The sequence below is a fragment of the Bradyrhizobium sp. MI1.7 genome (assembly GCF_055811795.1).
In genome coordinates this window covers 27,426-45,248 of record NZ_JBVVPO010000049.1, presented here as the reverse complement: position 1 = coordinate 45,248, position 17,823 = coordinate 27,426, and the positions used below count along the sequence as shown (strand labels likewise).

At 58.6% G+C, this 17,823-nt stretch carries 9 protein-coding genes; 4 read left to right on the top strand and 5 right to left on the bottom strand.

Translation table 11 applies throughout. From position 1 onward, the window contains the following. The first annotated feature begins 6 nt into the window (after window positions 1–6). Entirely contained in the window at window positions 7–873 is an 867-nt protein-coding gene (locus AC0L3X_RS33130) for an electron transfer flavoprotein subunit beta/FixA family protein (protein ID WP_231144104.1), read from the top strand. 599 nt (window positions 874–1,472) lie between these two features. Here the strand turns inward: AC0L3X_RS33130 and tcuC are convergent. From tcuC to AC0L3X_RS33105, 5 genes are all read right to left on the bottom strand, one after another. After that, a complete protein-coding gene (gene tcuC / locus AC0L3X_RS33125) occupies window positions 1,473–2,822 on the bottom strand; it encodes an MFS transporter (protein ID WP_439034067.1) in 1,350 nt (449 codons plus the stop codon). A 622-nt stretch (window positions 2,823–3,444) separates the two neighbouring features. Continuing rightward, window positions 3,445–5,271, bottom strand: coding sequence for a glutamine--fructose-6-phosphate transaminase (isomerizing) (gene glmS, locus AC0L3X_RS33120; RefSeq protein ID WP_231144106.1), 1,827 nt, complete (start codon window positions 5,269–5,271; stop codon window positions 3,445–3,447). A 170-nt stretch (window positions 5,272–5,441) separates the two neighbouring features. After that, window positions 5,442–6,419, bottom strand: a complete 978-nt coding sequence (gene fcl / locus AC0L3X_RS33115) for a GDP-L-fucose synthase (RefSeq protein ID WP_439034068.1) — start codon at window positions 6,417–6,419, stop codon at window positions 5,442–5,444. Continuing rightward, on the bottom strand, window positions 6,400–7,485 hold the full coding sequence (gene gmd, locus AC0L3X_RS33110; RefSeq protein ID WP_439034069.1) for a GDP-mannose 4,6-dehydratase: 1,086 nt from the start codon (window positions 7,483–7,485) through the stop codon (window positions 6,400–6,402). Before gmd ends, fcl begins: the two co-directional genes overlap by 20 nt. A gap of 3,684 nt (window positions 7,486–11,169) precedes the next feature. Then, window positions 11,170–12,744, bottom strand: coding sequence for a hypothetical protein (locus AC0L3X_RS33105; protein WP_439034070.1), 1,575 nt, complete (start codon window positions 12,742–12,744; stop codon window positions 11,170–11,172). A 2,822-nt stretch (window positions 12,745–15,566) separates the two neighbouring features. Between AC0L3X_RS33105 and AC0L3X_RS33100 the strand changes: the two genes are divergently transcribed. The 3 genes from AC0L3X_RS33100 (at window position 15,567) to panD (ending at window position 17,808) form a co-directional block, all read left to right on the top strand. Next, the gene (locus AC0L3X_RS33100; RefSeq protein WP_439034071.1) at window positions 15,567–15,986 is read left to right on the top strand and encodes a DUF7694 domain-containing protein; all 420 of its coding nucleotides are present in this window, start codon (window positions 15,567–15,569) and stop codon (window positions 15,984–15,986) included. Window positions 15,987–16,407: 421 nt separating this feature from the next. Beyond that, complete coding sequence (gene bioB / locus AC0L3X_RS33095; RefSeq protein WP_439035711.1) at window positions 16,408–17,403, top strand: biotin synthase BioB; 996 nt, start codon at window positions 16,408–16,410, stop codon at window positions 17,401–17,403. Between the two features lie 51 nt (window positions 17,404–17,454). Beyond that, window positions 17,455–17,808 (top strand): aspartate 1-decarboxylase, encoded by a 354-nt coding sequence (panD, locus tag AC0L3X_RS33090; protein ID WP_231144112.1) that lies wholly within the window; start codon window positions 17,455–17,457, stop codon window positions 17,806–17,808. Window positions 17,809–17,823: the final 15 nt, after the last annotated feature.

Genomic DNA, 17,823 nt, shown 5'->3' with positions numbered 1-17,823 from the left:
AAGCTTATGCACAGCATCGTCTGCATCAAACAGGTGCCCGATTCCGCACAAATCCGGGTGCACCCCGTTACGAATACAATCATGCGCCAGGGCGTGCCGACAATCATCAACCCATATGATCTCTTCGCACTGGAAGCTGCACTCGAGCTAAGAGATAAGTTCGGCGGCGAAATTACCGCCCTGACAATGGGGCCGCCGTCGGCCGAAGAATCTCTCCGAAAGGCACTGACATTTGGTGCCGATCGCGCTGTCCTGCTCACCGATCGTAGCTTCGCGGGCTCCGATACGCTGGCGACGAGTTACGCGCTGGCATGTGCGATTCGCAATATCGGGAGGGAATATGGCCCACCCGACATCATATTCACTGGCAAGCAGACTATCGACGGCGATACGGCGCAGGTGGGACCTGGCATTGCAAAGCGGCTCGGGGTCCAGCAGCTTACTTATGTTTCCACAATCAAAGCGTTGGACTTCAAAGTACGCACAATCGAGGCGGAACGGCGCTGCGAAGGCGGCGTCCAGGTGTTGCGCTCCAAGCTGCCGTGTCTCGTCAGCATGTTAGAGGCAACCAATCAAATTCGCCGCGGAGCAATGATAGATGCGTTGCGTGCCGCCCGTGCCACAATCGTAAAATGGAGCGCCCAAAATGCTGGCGTGGATGACATGGCCAAATGCGGTCTGAGGGGGTCGCCGACCGTGGTCAAACGTGTTTTCGCGCCCTCCGCGCGAGCGGAGAAGGCGGTCTGGGTGGAGGCGGTCGAGCAGCCGGCGCAAGCACTGATCGACGCCATGTTCAAGCGCAACCCTATGCTCGAAACGGAACTCGCACAGCTCGCGCGCGGTACCTCATCCGCACAAGCGACCGGCGCGTGAAGTCGCGGCTGATCTAGCAGAGCCAGCGATGGCCCGGGTCGTGGTCTTGCATTGGCCCGTCGCTCGATCGCACGAGGCCGCATCGGCGTTGTCGGCTGCTCCTCTCCAAATACGATAAGAAGGGTGAGCATTCAACTTGCGTATCTGAGCGCCGAGCGGCAGGTATCGGATCAATATACCAGACCTCTCGTAAGGTTTGGCGACTTGCGAGACACCAGTTCGCTGGAGAATTCATGGAGCCTGAAGTCGTGCCCGTTCAGTTTGTGTGGCAGCCGGACAGAGCGCCCGCTGAATTCACCGCGTGAAGTTCGCGCGAGGGATCTATCCCCTCGCACGAGATCCGCCGCATTTCACGTGCCTGCAACGTGCGGGCATTATCATCGCGAGGTTCGACCACAGGACGGAATCGAGGTTAGCTGATCATGCTCAGCCATTCCCGGTCAACATCATCGCCAGCTCGTCCCGATACTGCCCCGGATCGATAGGAAGAACCGTGACCGGCAGAGTGGCCCGCGCGCCACCGTGAGATCATCCGAAGGACCCTCACGCACCAAGTTCAATTGAGTCTTGGGCCGTCAACGTCCCGGTGGCCGCGCATGCTAATGCGTGAGAAATTGCGCGGTTAGGGCCCTGTTAGACCGATCGAGCCGCGACGGCTTCGCAACTCTCTTGGTGTTTCCTGGATAGATCGTCAGTGCGGCGATGATGCCGAGCAAAGCTGCAAACATCAACCAGAAACCGGGGGACGCCTTATCATTGGTCCGTTCGATCAGCCAAGTCGATGCGAGCGGCGTAAACGTGCCAAAGAGAGCTGCTGCGAGTGCGAAGGCTAAAGAAAAGCAGGTTGTGCGAACGTGCTTCGGCACGATTTCGACCAGAGCGCCCAACATGGCGCCGCTATAGGTGCCAAAGTAGAACGAGAACATCATCTCCACTGCCAGCATCTTGCCAAAGCTTGGGTCGGTCACAAGCCAAGACAACGCCGGATATACGGTCACCAAGGCGAGGCCGGCAATCGTCAGCAAGACCGGCTTACGGCCGATTTTGTCGGAAATCGCGCCGCCAATTGGGTTCCAGATGAAGTTCGTCACGGCGACCAAAAGCGTCACCAAGAGCGTGTTCTGCGAGGACAGCTGCAATACGTGCTTGCCGAACGTCGGCGTGTACACCGTGACGAAATAGAAGGTCGTGGTCGTCAGCATCGCGATCATCATGCCGAGAATGACAATGCGCCAGTTCGCAACTGTGGAGGCGAAGACCTCGCGGGCCGTTGGGTGGTTCTTCATGACCAGAAACTCCGGAGTTTCTTCCAGCGTCCGGCGCAGGAAGAAGATAAGCGGAACGATCAAGCAGCCAAGGAAGAACGGGATCCGCCAACCCCAGGCGGCAACCATTTCGGCCGGGAGTGCTTCGCTTAAAAAATATCCGATAAGAGCCGCGACAAAGATCGCAACCTGCTGGCTCGAGGACTGAAACGATGTGTAAAAACCGCGGTTACCCGGAGTGGCAATCTCGGAGAGGTAGACGGAAACGCCGCCAACCTCAACGCCGGCAGAAAAGCCCTGCAAAAGCCGTCCGAACAGCACGATCACAGGTGCGGCAATGCCGATCGTCGCATAGCCGGGACAAAAGGCGATGATGATGGTGCCAATGGCCATGATCGAAAGCGTGATGATCAGGCCTTGCCGACGGCCAATCTGGTCAATATAGGCTCCAAGCACGATCGCGCCAACAGGTCGCATCAAGGCACCGAGCCAGAACACACCGAAGGTGTTAAGCAGTGAAGCCGTTTCACTTCCTGATGGAAAGAACGCATTTCCGATGGCACTGGCGTAGAACCCGAACAAGAAGAAGTCGAACTGCTCGAGGAAGTTGCCGCTCGTCGCACGTAAGATGGCGCCAATGCGCGATTTGACATTTGACCCGTGCGCAATGGACGCTGGTGACATGCAAGGTTCCTCTCGGTTTGAAATGGCCGGTCCCGGAGAAAATCTCACGCCAGCCGATTGAAGTTCATGGCCGCGAATCTGCCGTCAGGGCACTATCGACCAACCCGTAAGCGCCTGACGTTTCCGGCTTATTTTCGGCAATTGCCGCAATGTCGCATGGATTTTCCGGCCTTATTCCGCTCGCGCGGCAGGAGTGACTCTCAATCTACTGAAACCTCGGGTGATTCTCGGTGTTGTTGCTTGCGGCGTGGCGGAATTTCTCATCGAGCGCACCGACCTGGAATGAAAGGGGAGCACGAGATGCGCGGAATACGCCGCGCGGCAGGAAGAGCTTCGTGAGATAGGTCGCGCTAGAGCAGCTCGCCAGGTCGAAGCAATCGGAATGCCGCGATAAGTCATATGTGACTCCTTGCTTGGCGGAGGCAACGCCACGCCAGCCTCGCAACCTGATTGGCCGCAGATTTTGCATATGAGTCTCAGCCTCCGTAAACAAGGGCCATGAACCGGCACAAACCATGCGGTGGCATCGGGCCTGGAGCTGGGCGGCACATCGTGACGAGATCTTGACCGGGGCTTGCGCGCATTCGGTATCTGACTCACGACAAGTCCAGGTGGCGTCACCTTATTCGACGGTTACCGATTTCGCGAGATTTCGCGGTTGGTCGACGTCCGTGCCCATGAGGATGGCCGTGTGATAGGCCAGAAGCTGCACCGGAATCGCATAGACAATCGATGTAAATGTCGCACCCATCTGCGGCAGCACAATCGTCGCGAGTGACTCCGTGGACGCCTCTGCGGCTCCCCGAGCGTCCGTTATCAAGATAATTTTGCCACCGCGTGCGGCGACCTCCTGCATGTTCGAGATGGTCTTTTCGAACACCCGGTCGGAAGGAGCAATGACGATTACGGGAACGCTCTCGTCGACCAAGGCGATCGGGCCGTGCTTGAGCTCTCCGGCCGCATAGCCCTCGGCGTGAATATAGGAGATCTCCTTCAGCTTCAGTGCCCCTTCCAGCGCCAGTGGAAACGACGTGCCGCGACCAAGATATAGTACGTCACGCGATTTGGCGATGTCGCGTGCGAGCTTCTCGATCTGCGGCTCGCTGGCAAGCGCCGCTGTAACTAGCCGGGGAATTTCGATCAGCGCTCGCACCAGATCGATGTCGTCGCTCTCCGACAATTCACCGCGCGCCTTGCCAGCAGCGACCGCAAGCGCCGCCAGGACGACCAACTGGCATGTGAACGCCTTGGTTGAGGCAACGCCGATTTCAGGTCCGGCGAGTGTCTGCAACACTGTCCCGCTTTCGCGCGCAATGGTCGAACTCAGAACGTTCACGATCGAGAGCGTATGCAGGCCTTGCGATTTGGCATAGCGGAGCGCGGCCAGCGTATCGGCCGTCTCGCCGGACTGCGAGATGAAGATAGCAAGATCTCCCTTGCGCATCGGTGCCTCACGATAGCGAAATTCCGAGGCGACATCGAGCTCGACCGGAATACGGGCCAGCTGCTCGAACCAGTATTTGGCGATATGGCCGGCATAGCCTGCCGTACCGCAGGCCGTGATCGAGATATGTCCGATCTCGTTGAAATCGAACGGAAGCTCCTGCTGCAGTGCCACGCTCTCGGTCGCGATATCAACGTAACGCGCCAGTGTCTGCCCGATCACCTCTGGCTGTTCGTGGATTTCCTTTGCCATGAAGTGGCGGTAGTTTGCTTTGTCGACGAGAACCGACGAGGCGCCAGATTTCACCACCTCGCGGCGGGCGACTGTGCCTTGCGCGTCGTAAACCACGCTGAAGTTGCGGTTGAGCACAGCCCAATCGCCGTCCTCAAGGTAGGTGATCAAATCGGTAAGGGGCGAGAGCGCGATAGCATCCGATCCGAGATACATTTCGCCTTCGCCATGGCCGATCGCGAGCGGTGAGCCCTTGCGCGCGCCGATCATGAGGTCGTGTTGACCCTTAAACAGGATTGCAAGCGCAAACGCGCCCGCTAGCCGCGGCAGCGACGCTTTTACTGCGTCCTGCGGCGAGCAGCCATTTTTCAGATAAGAGTCGATGAGGTGCGCCACCACCTCGGTGTCTGTTTCAGAGGCGAAACAGGCGCCATGCTGTTTCAGCTCCGCGCGCAGCTCGCGGAAATTCTCGATAATGCCGTTATGGACGACTGCAACATTGTCCGTTGCATGCGGATGCGCATTGTGCTCGGTCGGCTTGCCATGAGTAGCCCAGCGCGTATGCCCGATCCCAACATGGCCTGAGAGCGGATGGCAGCGAACGCGTGTCTCAAGGTTCCTCAGCTTGCCCTCGGCGCGCCGAAGCTCGATATGATTTCCTTTGAGCGTTCCGATGCCTGCTGAGTCGTAGCCGCGATATTCAAGTCGCTTAAGTGAATCGATGAGTCGATCCGCGACCGGACCGCGCCCCAAGATGCCGACAATTCCGCACATGCTAATCAGTTTACCTCAAGTTCAAAACAGAGCATGCCGCAAGGCGCGCCTGTCACTCGCTCTAGCTATCGGCCAGTCTAGCCGTGCCTGCCCTCCATCGGGCACGCGTCACCCCGCGGTGCGCGAGCCGAACAACTTTCTGGCAACCGATCAATCAACGCCGTCAGCTGCTAGCAGCTGCATGATTCGCTCCTTTTGTCCGGTGTAGCTGATGCCGCCAAGAAGGCCTGGTAGGCCTTCCGCATTCCATGTGCGAGCCATGTCCTCGCGCGCCAGCCGAGGCTCGCGAGACGGCTGACGTCGAGCAGCTTGCGCGGCGTGCCGTCGGGGCGTGAAGTGTCGAACGTGATCTCGCCGACGTAGCCGACGACCTCGGCGACGATGCGGGCAAACTCGGCAATGGTGATATCCTCGCCGGTGCCGATGTTGATCAGCTCCGCACCCGAATAGGTCTTCATCAGATGCACGCAGGCATCGGCCATGTCGTCGACATAGAGGAACTCGCGCCGCGGCGTGCCGGTGCCCCAGACCACGACGCTTCTTGCGCCCGAAACCTTTGCCTCATGGAAGCGCCTGATCAGGGCGGCGACCACGTGGCTGTATTCGGGATGATAATTGTCGCCGGGGCCGTAGAGGTTGGTCGGCATCACGCTGATGAAGTCGCTGCCGTACTGGCTGCGATAGGCCTCCGCCATCTTGATGCCGGCGATCTTGGCAATCGCATAAGGCTCGTTGGTCGGCTCCAGCGGGCCGGTCAGCACGCTGTCCTCGCGCAAGGGCTGCGGTGCGAGCTTTGGATAGATGCAGGACGAGCCGAGGAACATCAGCTTCTCGGCGCGGTTCACATGCGCGGCGTGGATCACGTTCGCGGCGATCGCGATGTTGTCGTAGATGAACTCGGCGCGCAGCGTGTTGTTGGCGACGATGCCGCCGACTTTTGCTGCGGCGAGGAAGATCACCTGCGGCCGCGCCTTCGCGAACCAGTCGAACACCGCGGCCTGGTTGCAGAGATCGACCTCGCGCCGGTCCACCGTGACGAGCCTCACGTCCTCCCGCGCCAGCCGGCGCGCAATCGCGGCTCCGACCATGCCGCGATGGCCGGCGACGTAGACGCTTCTACCCTTCAGCTCAAACGGTGCGTTTGCCACCGGCCGCATCCCGTTTGGCCTCGGCAAGATCGCTCGCCATCATCTCCGCGACGAGCTCGGCAAAATTTCGCTTCGGCTTCCAGCCCAGCACCGCGCGCGCCTTGCTGGCGTCGCCGACGAGGAGATCGACCTCGGTCGGGCGAAAATAGGTCGGGTCGATCTTCACCACGGTCTTGCCGCTCTTGACGTCGATTCCGGTCTCCTCGACGGCCTCACCGCACCATTCGATGCGGCGGCCGACTTGCGCGAACGACAATTCGACCATCTCGCGCACCGAGCGCGTCTCGCCCGTGGCGAGCACGAAATCGTCGGGCTTGTCGGCCTGTAGGATCATGTGCATGCCCTCGACATAATCCCTCGCATGGCCCCAGTCGCGCTTGGCCGCCAGATTGCCGAGATAGAGCGTCTGCTCCAGCCCGACCTCGATGCGGGCGACGCCGCGGGTGATCTTTCGGGTGACGAAGGTCTCGCCGCGGATCGGGCTCTCATGGTTGAACAAGATGCCGTTGGCCGCGAACATGCCGTAGGCTTCGCGGTAGTTCACCGTGATCCAGTAGCCGTAGAGCTTGGCGACGCCGTAAGGCGAGCGCGGATAGAACGGCGTGGTCTCCTTCTGCGGAATCTCCTGCACCAGGCCATAGAGCTCGGAGGTCGAGGCCTGGTAGAACCGCGTCTCCTTCTCCATGCCGAGGATGCGGATCGCCTCCAGAAGCCGCAGCACGCCGATGCCGTCGGCATTCGCGGTGTATTCCGGGCTCTCGAAACTGACGGCGACGTGGCTTTGGGCGGCGAGATTGTAGATTTCGGTCGGCCGGATCTGCTGCACCAGACGGATCAGATTAGTCGAATCGGTCATGTCGCCATAATGCATCAGGAACGGCACGTTGCCGACATGCGGGTCCTGGTAGAGATGATCGACCCGCGCGGTGTTGAATGAGGACGAGCGCCGCTTGATGCCGTGTACGACGTAGCCGAGCGAGAGCAGATGTTCGGCCAAATACGCGCCGTCCTGCCCGGTCACGCCGGTGATTAGAGCGACCCGCCGTTTGCTCTCTTGGTTTGACAAATCGATTCTCTACCCAGGCTAATGTCGTTCCGCGATCGACGACCATCAATCGCGTCTGGCCTCTTCGAATGCGCAAGCGTCACGCTCTCGAAGCACCGAATTCTGAACCGTGTAGAGGCATTGCATCGATCGCTCAACTGTACGGAGGTAAACCTTCCACATCGAAAGGGTTTTAAGGGACTATACGAAAGTTTGCAATTCGGCGGATTTCGTTCGGCCTTCGTCCTAGGCTAAGGCGTTTCTCTATTGCTTGGGTGCGACCAATGGAAATGCGGCGCGGATAGGACATAAGCAGACCCGTCGGGCCGAGAAGCGTTCCGCAGTCTCTGCGTGCTTAACTCGCGCTTCGCGCCAGGCAGTCTCTCCTCATTTCTTGTCCTTGCCTAAGAGTTTGCCAGTCTTGCTGTTCATCCAGTGCACTGCGAGCAAGCCCGGCAAACAAAGCCTTGAAATTCGTTCTCTGTCGCGCAGTCCTTATCATCATCGATCCATTTCTGGACAATCATGTTTTGGTCGGGCAAGCAAAAGTGAAGGCGTGCATATTAGCTTTGTGCTGTTTGAGTTCACAGCAAAACGCTGCACGATTGAGGCCAGTGCACCTGCTATACCGGACCTCAAGGGAGATTACCGCGACGAGCACTGTGCTCGGTGCCCCCTAACCACGAATTCGGAAAGAATCTGGCGGTTCATTGCTCGCGCGAACAAACCGCCTTGAGCACATGCCAGTGTCATTGAAACTGGCGGTTTGCTGATCCCGAGCGTCCCTTCTGTTATCAATACCGGCGGCATAATCCCGGTTCTTGAGCAAGCTTTCGGGGGGCACCAGCCTGAACTGAATCAACTGCGTTCTACCTTAATTATCGCACTTGATCTGCAGCCGCTCGGCAGAAAGAGTTGGGATGAGCTACTCGCGGAGGGAGTCGACCCGGGCCTTTTAGCCACACGCCGCCTGCTCGAATGCGTCAAAAGCAGCGTAAGCTTAGAGGCGCGCCCTCGAACTGGATCGCCGGCTTATCGGGTTCGAATGTCGCGTTGCGCTCAATCAAGGTGCCGAGATCAAATCTTCAGTCGCTCGCGGGTCTAGACTTCCACATCATTTCCTTTCCGAGGCGCTCACATGAGCTTCTCGATACTCGTTCGTCAGGTCTTGATTGTGCCTCATTGCCTGGATGGGCGTGCGGCCCCGGGGCAACCGTCAGGCTGGCATGTCGAGCAGGTCCGGCTCGCGGACCTGTCGGTAGCTCTCTTGCTCGCGCGATGACCGTTACCCATGCCCAACAATTGCGCGCGGTCGTCTCGGATTACTGTTGGTCATCTAGTCTGCTTTCCTTCAAGGACGCGGCGTCCGTCCGACCATGGCACGACGTGCATTCGGGCATAGTGATAATCGCACCAGGATGACAGCTTGTGGCGCGGTCCCGTCACAACAGGCTCGCCGCACATATACGCGGTTCCAGGATCGCCATTCTTGAAGCCAACAATGGCCCGGCATTGGCCCTCACAGTGATCGACGAGCAGGACCCTGTTGGATCCATCGGGACTTCTCACATTACCGCTCCGGGGTAGCGCATCAACTGCGCGGCGGCTCGTTGGGCACTCGGCGCCCGCAAACGTATTTCGAAGCCTCCAAAGCTGGATTGGTCCTTCTTACATGTGGGCGATCGTGTCTTCATACGGCTCGGCGATCTGCGTGGACAGAACAGAGACAGCGTCCTTCGCACAGAGCGCGATCCTCGGCCGCTTTGGCAGAAGACCTCTCATCGCACGCGATCGGCCTGGTCCGCTTTTGTCCACAGGAATTCCGAAGCGACCGAAGATTGGTGCTACCTGGCTGCGCACTCTACAATCTGACGCTACGTGCGGTTCAATCCCCCTGCGGTCTTATCGCGTGAATATGTCAAACTCGTATTCGTTCGCCAGGAGCCGACCGCAAAGCGAGGAGGGCGGTAGGCGCTTCACCAAAAGCAGCTGGCTTTCGGTATTCGTCGTCTGCGGAACCGCGCAGCTCAGGTCCGCTCAGATGTGCGCGCTTAGCGACGCACTCAGAGTGAGGCTGCTCGTCACCGGCAACGAGTGACCACGCGAGCCAATGAAGTTCTTGGAATGTCTATGGGATAGGAGCTGCCTCGCCGGCGGAATCAATCGTCCGTGGCTAGAATGCTCTCTCGCGTCTGTGCGAATTGGCTTCGCCTCCCCAGCCGAGCTGTCCGCTGTCACCATCTCAATGGGGCTGCTTCCCGGGATTTATCGATTTATCGGGCCGCGGCGGCTGGGCAGAATGAGACAAACGGCAGCGCGCTATTCTGGTCAATGAGCCAATTCCGACCGTTCTCGACAACTTTGAACTGTCGACCTCGAAATGCGCCGTCAGGTCCAGGCTACGTCAGGTCAACGATCATTGCAGGTTCGATACTTGTGGGAAGATCTGCCTGGCCGTCATACGTTGGAAAGGCCGCCCAAGCGGTGCTCAGCCCTGGTCCCGTTGAGTATCGCGGCTTGGGTCCCGATTGGCGTGTTTGCTACAATCGTGGTTGGTACCAAAGAGTTGCTATGTGGGGTGCAACTCCAGATCGGCCGAGGGGAAAGACGGCGGTTCTGGAGGCAATCAGACGGCTGATGGAACGAGCGGCGCAGTTGGCCATGCTCTCTGATGGGCCGCCAGGGCCTCGTAGCGGCGCCGATCGGCGTTCCTCCCATTCATCTTGGGACGCGAGCGATTGTTAGGCCGGCATTCTCCAGCGCATCCAAAAGTCTATCAGCAACCGCCCGCGGATCGCGCTGGTCCTCTATGCTCACGTTACAGGCCAACGTGGCGGCGATGATCGCGTGCGCCGTTTTGCGCTGGAGGCAATCGTACTCGGCATACTCACCGCAGGTATTGCAGGTGATCACCGGCCGGCCAGTCCACGTGCATTGCGATCTCGCACCAGCTTTCTATGTGACATTTCGGGCAGAGCATAGATCGAGACTTCCTTGAGGTCTGAGCTCGCACACTACGTGGTCATCAGTTGAACATTCTACTTGGTAGCCAAAGCTGCAGAAGCCATTGATACCCCGAAGGCCGTGTCGCCAGTCCCGGAAACGAAAACCACGATCGAGACGCGCACGGAGGCAATCCAGGCACCCGAAGGGGGGTCCGGCGTGAGCGACCAGTTGACGCATCTCTGGCGACAATGCCTTCGATGGCGCCGCCTCGGTGCGCTTCTCGAACCGACGTTGAACGGATCACGGCGAGCATCTGCACATCGATATGCCGCGGCCGTCCAATGTATCGTTCGACGTAGAGCCGGCTGCCCCAGGGACCGCGCTCTCAATACGCGTCCCGACAATGGCGTCTTCCAGAGTATCGAGGCCGCACACAATCCGCATGGCCTTACTGCCGCCGGCCCGCCGAAGATCTCAGGAGCAAGGGCGCTCCGATAGCCCCGCCCGCTGTGCGAAAAGCTTTCCGGATCATTCGCCTTAATGGCTGAAAGTACCATCGGAAATCCGCTCCGCTGAACGAAGTTGCGAACAGATCTTTCCGCCTATCACGATCGCCTCGCTCATAAAGGTGTGCTGCCGTTGGTTGCGGGACTTGCTCGCGTGGTCCCGCATTGAATTGTCATCCTTTGGAGCGGCGCGGTCCTTTCCGCATTCACAAGAGCGGTGCCGTGTTCTCTCTTTGTAAGACGACGGATGACATTATGTTCGTTGTCCGTCACGCAGCGCTCTCAAATCGCCGATAGCCGCAGCGGCTCGACGACAGATCGCCACTTCGGGCCACTTGGTCAACCCGTTCCCCAGGTATGCGAACTCTTGCTCGGTGAAACGAGCAGTCTCGGTAAGACGGCGGAGGACCTCCTCGGAGATCACGACTACGACTTCGCGAGAGGTGACCTCTTCCGGCCGGCTGCCGAACGCTCGCACGAGCTGGGCAAGCTCCTGCTCGCTAAAATCACGAATCTGGTAGGTGCGGCGAAGAATCTCCTCCGCGATGGCTACTGTCGCATGGCGAGAGCTCGCCTCTTGCCGCCACTTGCTGAAGCCGTTGGCGAGGATCGCCAGTCCTCGATGCGTAAAATGAGAAAGCCCGTCGGTACGGCAAGCCCGACCAAGGACCTCGTAGGCGATTGCAGTCGAAGCTTCGCGCAGTGGAACCGTTGTTGGCCATTTACTGAAGCCGTTCAAGAGAATAGCCAGTCCCTGCGGCGTAAATTCAGAGAGCTGACCCGCGCGGCGGGCGCGGCAAACGACCTCCTGGGCGATCACGGCCGTTGCATCGCGAAGAGACGCTTGTTGTGGCCACTTGCTGAAGCCGTTTACGAGGTTCGCCAGTCCCTGGTCAGTAATGCAGGAGACTCCGTCGGCGACGCGACTGCGCGCGAGCACTTCATCGGCAATTTCAATTGTGGCTCGGCGGCAGGTCGTGTCCTGCCGCCATTTGCTGAAACCGTTTACCAGCATGCCGAGTTCCTGGTAGCGAAAACAAGAGAGGCGCTCGGCACGGCGAGTATGACGGATGACCTCATCCGCGATGGCAACGGTAGCCGTTAGACAGGCAGCCTCGTTCGTCCACTTGCTGAAGCCGTTGACCAAACTCGCCAGTTCATGGCGAGTGAAGTCACCGAGCTGACCGACGGAAAGCGCGCGGTGAACGAGTTCACCTGCGAGCTTGACTGTGGCTTGCCGAGGCGCGAACTCGCCCGGCCACCTGCTGAATCCGTTTACGAGCTTAGCCAGTCGCTGCTGACTGAAATCGGAGAGCTGATCGGAGCGGCGCAGAAGCTCGTTGCTGATAGCGATCGCTGCTTTGCGACAACTCGACGCTTCCGGCCATTTGCTGAAGACGTTGACCAGACTCGCCAGCTGTTGCTGAGTAAAATCAGAGAGTCGATCGCTTCGGCGCAGAAGCTCATCTGCGATCGTGGCAACGGCCGCGTGAAAGCATTCAGCTCCTCGCCATTTTCCGAAGCCGTTCACGAGCGTTGCGAGATGCTGCTGAGTGAACGCTGAGAGACGATCGTCGGAACGCATCCGGCAAATGATCTCAGTCGCGATCTTGACCGCGGCTTCACGAAGCGCCGGTTGATCCGGCCACTTGCTAAAGCCGTTTACCAGCAACGACAAGTGCAGGCCGGTAAGGTCATGGAGGGTCTCGCTCGTATCGCGACAAAGTTCAGCAATTCTGATCGTGCCATCCCTGCATTCGGAAGAGGCAGAGTGGCGACCAAATGAACATGCGAAAAGCGAAAGCGATCTGAAGCCGACTTGTTCCATCAGTGCGTGATCAAGGCGCGAGAGCCGAGCTGCCAAAGCTTTGCAAAGTTCCGCGCCTGCCTGACCTCCAGACTGGCGGCTGAGCTCATTACATATCGTGGCGTATCCCGATGCTTGCTTGAGGCGGATGTCTACCTCAAACCGTGGAACAAATGCGATTCTGAAGGCAGTCGCGGCCTTTCGCAGGAAGCGCGGTCGATTTGATCTCGTGAGCTGCTGGGTATCGTCTAGTAGTGAACGTGAGAATGCACAGACGTCGTGACCACAGCATGCATGGCCGATCCTTGCGAGAAGCTCATCGAGTGTGGCCATCGTTCGATTTGGTGGTTCTGAGTGTTCAACGCGAACGTGCTGCTCCAACGGGAGCCGGTCGAGCGAGGCTGCTTGTCCAGAGCGTGTCATCTGCCGACCCCTCCCTGACCAGGATATCGAACTGAAATCAAATGGCGACCTTGCTCACTCAAGCTGGCTGCAGCGATGGCCTCACGCGGTCCGCGACAGAGGCGAAGTTCGTCCGGTGTGCAAGCATGTCGCTCCCAAGCCATCGGCAGGCGATCGTGGACGCTCGCCCGCGCAGGAATTAAAGTGGTAGGCGTCGCAACGGCACGAACGATGGCTATCGGGTAGCGCTCAGTGTCGAGAATCCAGGATCCATACGTATTCTGCCTTCGGTTCACGCGGTCCTTTTTCAGTTCGTAGATCCGCGGTCTTGTCATTCCTGCCACGGCACGCAATATGACCTGCTATCGGAACCGGGACGGAATTGTTCAATCGTCAAAAGCTGCCAAGGCGACCCTGTGCGCAATTGAATTGATGCTTTGCTCGCTCAGGGCCGCAGGACAACCATAGGGGAGCCGTCATCCGACATGCGACCCATGCAAGAGCCGATCGTTGCGTCGCGAATGACGCGGGCATGGAGTCCGGCTCCTTGAGTTTTCGATCCGAATATCGACGAAGCGTTGGTAATTTCTAAGTCCGGAACACTCCTGGGATCGCTCACCAAGCTGTGAGGCAGCTCACAATCCGACCAGCTTTCGTAGGATGGCCCAATCGTTCCAGCAAGGCATGGCGAAAACATCGCGATAGGAGGAGGCGTAGCGTATGCCTACAGCTGCCCCGTTTCGGTGTGGGAAAGCCATTTGCAGGTTCGCGGCGGGGATCATTTCCATTCCACTCTGGGCTGCGAGGCGCCGATCTCCGGAATGGCGACCTCGTCGTGCGCAATCTCTCAAATCGAGCAATCGTCACGCGACGATGCTGCTCCGATCTTAGCATCCGGTTCTCCTGCAGCCCTGGTTTCATCGCGACACATACCGTGGAGGCGGCCTGCGGCGTTTGGGGAACGCGGGCGTTCTGCGATCTGAACTCCAAAAATGGCACACTCTCAATTGTGTCGCCCGGAAGCTGTTGTGCGACCAGGCACGGTCGCCAGCTACAAGAAGACTCTACAATCTGACGCCACGTACGATTCAAGCCCCTTATGTCGAGAGTCGCGCATGTCGCGCAGAATTTGACGCGAACCACTAGTGAAGCCCAATCTCGCCTATCATCCTCGGTCCGCGTGGCGTTTCCAATCGGGCGTTCTTAACTGAGAAGGCTGCAATGAAGCTTACTCCCGCTTGCGTTTGTTGCGAGCGGCTTGTCGCATCTCAGACATTGACAGAGCGGATGGCAGATAACGGCAAATGAGGTGCTTTTGCGAAAGCCAGCCTACGGGATCCTACGTAGGGCGTGTGTCGCATTTTCTTGATCTAAAAATTGCATCGTCTTCCGCATGAAGCAGAAAAAGCCATTCTCAGACGCCAAACATTGGCGAGGCCGTGCGGAAGCGACGCGAATAAAAGCGGAGTCGCTCGAGGACGACACATCCAGATGCAGGCTCCTCAAGGTCGCTGAGGAATATGATAAGCTGGCTCGCCTCGCGGAGGGGCGGCAAAGAAATGAGGTTGACGGGCAGTTCTGATCGCCGCGGGAGCGGACGATTGCATCGTAGGTCAAAGGCGTTGTGATCGCAGCGGAAGCATTTCCGTTGGACGGCTCTAGGGCTGAACTGCGAAACGCCCCTCATGCGGTAACGCCAAAGAGGGAGGCTGCTGAATGCGTGCGGTCCGCGCGTCCGCGCGTCCGAGCCTCTGGCCGTGAATCAATTGTAAATCAGTCTCGCCGGCCACATAGATGACGCATTGACGGTGTCTGAGGCGGCAAGCCGGCTAACCGTCAGACATAAGGAATGAGATGAAAGCCCACCGTCGGATCGTCGCAAGAGCGAAATTACATGCTTCTCGCTCGACGAATTGGCGAAGCATTGGCGTCGCTTTGCATCATCTGCTGAAGCCGGCGACGTGTCTTTGGGTGACAAAGTAGGTTCGCCGGATCATCCCAAGCGAATTGGCTTCCGCCGCCGTTTGGCTGTGAGGCGTTTTAGTCGAGTTCTGGCATCTTGCACCAAACACGGTTAGCTCAACGCCATAACGTTGCGGACTTGTTTAGGCGAAGAGGCGAGCGTCAGCTCCCGCTGACGCGGCTTGCGTAGCGAAACCATCGTAGGTGTCTGCACGGATCGTCTGCATGAGGCAAGTTCGCAACGAAGTCACGCATGACGAGAAAATACAAGTAGAAATCATAGTCGAAAGACCAACCGCAAGAGAACTCTCCGGTGGACGATTCCGGACAGAGCCGATGTTCTTCATCCAGATAAGTTCGGTGCAGATGATCAGGAGTATTTGGGGTTTCCCATGCCGGGGTGGCAGCCGCTCGATGTATGATTCGGACGACACGAGTGGTGCCGGAGTCCACTCTATCGGCCAAAAGAAGGAGAACGCGTGAGGAGCCAAATTGCAGAAAGACTCGAGGCGGGGCGCGTCCGCGACGGCCGATTTGCCACCGCACCGGGATCTGGTCCTTCCGGTCTCTTCTACGTGCAGGGGCCTTGTGGCTGTCAACTCAAGATCATCGGCTTCGTCCGTCCGGGATGGGAGCATGTCTCTGTGTCGACGCCAAGGCGTTCTCCAAACTGGGATGAAATGTGCCTCGTCAAAGATCTGTTTTGGGATCAGGAGGAATGCGTGATGCAGCTGCATCCTCCTCGTTCGCAGTATGTAAACAATAGTCGCTATTGCCTGCATCTCTGGAGGCCGACACGTCAGGTCATTCCGATGCCTCCGGCAGCCTTCGTGGGCATCGTCGGGCTCGGACCGTCTGAAGCCGCAATTCTGTTTGCGCAGATGAGTGCGGTGTCATAGTGGATCTCGCCGCGTCGGTGTTAAATCGAGCGGCGGCAAAGTACTCTGCTGTTCCCGCAGAGCATCTTCGAGACTCCAGACGGATTTGCTCACCACAGTCATGGGCGACGAGCACACCGTCGATGGAGCCCAGGTGACCTAATGATGGACAGACCCGCCAAGAAGGCGGCGGGAGGCAACAAAGGACCTATGGGGCGCAACCACTGTACGCATTGGCTAGTTGCCCGAGTGAGGCGCGTCGAGGAATGTTGTTGCGCGTGCCTCGATGCTGCGAGGAAATCCTGCGTGAGAGGCGGCTATTAAGCCTGATATGAGCGCCATCCCGGCGCAACTCGGCGATAATTCTCGTTTAATACCGGGCAAGAGTGTTGCTTTTGCGGAGCTGCGCACGATGGCTTCGTCTGTAGATCGAGCGAAAGTCTTGGGGGATGCTGTGGAAGTCGAAGGCAATAGCGGCCGCAACGGCGCGCCGGTCCGCCGCGACTGGGAACGTGCCGAGGCGGAAGGGCTTTACGCGCTGCCATTTGCCGACCTCCTATTTCGGGCCCAGGCCGTTCATCGTGGCAATTTCGACCCAAACCACGTCGAAGCCGCGAGCCTGCTCAGCATCAAGACCGGCGGTTGTCCTGAAGACTGCGCCTACTGCGCACAGAGCGTGCATTACGACACTGGCCTGAAGGCGACTCGCTTGATGGATCGCGCTGAGGTGGTCGCCGCCGCGCAGCGCGCCAAGGCGGCCGGGGCGACTCGCTTCTGCATGGCCGCGGCCTGGCGCAGTCCAAAGGACCGCGACCTCGATCAGGTCTGCGACATGATTGCCGCCATTAAACGTGTTGGCATGGAGACGTGTGTAACGCTCGGCATGCTCACGCCAAAGCAAGCCGCACGGCTCGCCGACGCCGGCCTCGACTTTTACAATCACAACGTGGACTCGTCGCCGGAGTTCTATCGCAGCATCATTACTACCCGGACCTTGCAGGATCGGATCGACACTCTTACACACGTGCGCGAGGTGGGCATCAAAGTCTGCTGCGGCGGCATTATTGGCATGGGTGAGCAGGTCGAGGACCGTCTCGGCATGCTGGTACTGCTCGCCAATCTTCCCAACCATCCGGAAAGCATACCGATCAACCTCTGGAACGAGGTGAATGGCGTGCCGGTGAAGGTCACGGCGGAGCGTCCAGATCCGATTGCCCTGGTGCGCCTGGTCGCGACCGCGCGGATCATGATGCCCGAGAGCGTCGTACGGTTGGCTGCCGGGCGCCAGTACATGACTGATGAACTCCAAGGGCTATGCTTCTTGGCGGGGGCAAATTCCATCTTTGTCGGCGATGTGTTGCTGACTACCAAAAACCCTCAACTTGACCGTGACGCAAGTTTGTTCGCCCGGCTCGGCATTACGTCTGGACTCGCTTAGATTGTCGGAACAATAGAGGTGCTGCGTGCAAGCGATCAACGTAGGTGAGAAATGCAGATTGTCTTGATGAAGGGAACGATTCATTGCGCCTCCGTAACTGACTCCGACCTGCACTATGAAGGCTCGATCTCGATTGATCGCGCACTGCTGGACGCGGCCGATATCTTGATCAACGAACGCGTCGAGCTCTACAATCTCGAGACGGGGGCACGCTTTGCAACGTTTGTGACAGAAGCGCCACAAGGATCCGGCACCGTAGACGTGAACGGTGCGGCGGCCCGACTCGCGATGCCCGGAGATAAGATAAGTATCGTCGCATACGCGTCATTTGACGAGGAGGATGCAAGAATCTTCAGGCCGCGCATTGTGCTGGTTGATCGAGACAATCGTATCCTGCCGGTTTGAATCCAAACAGCCAAC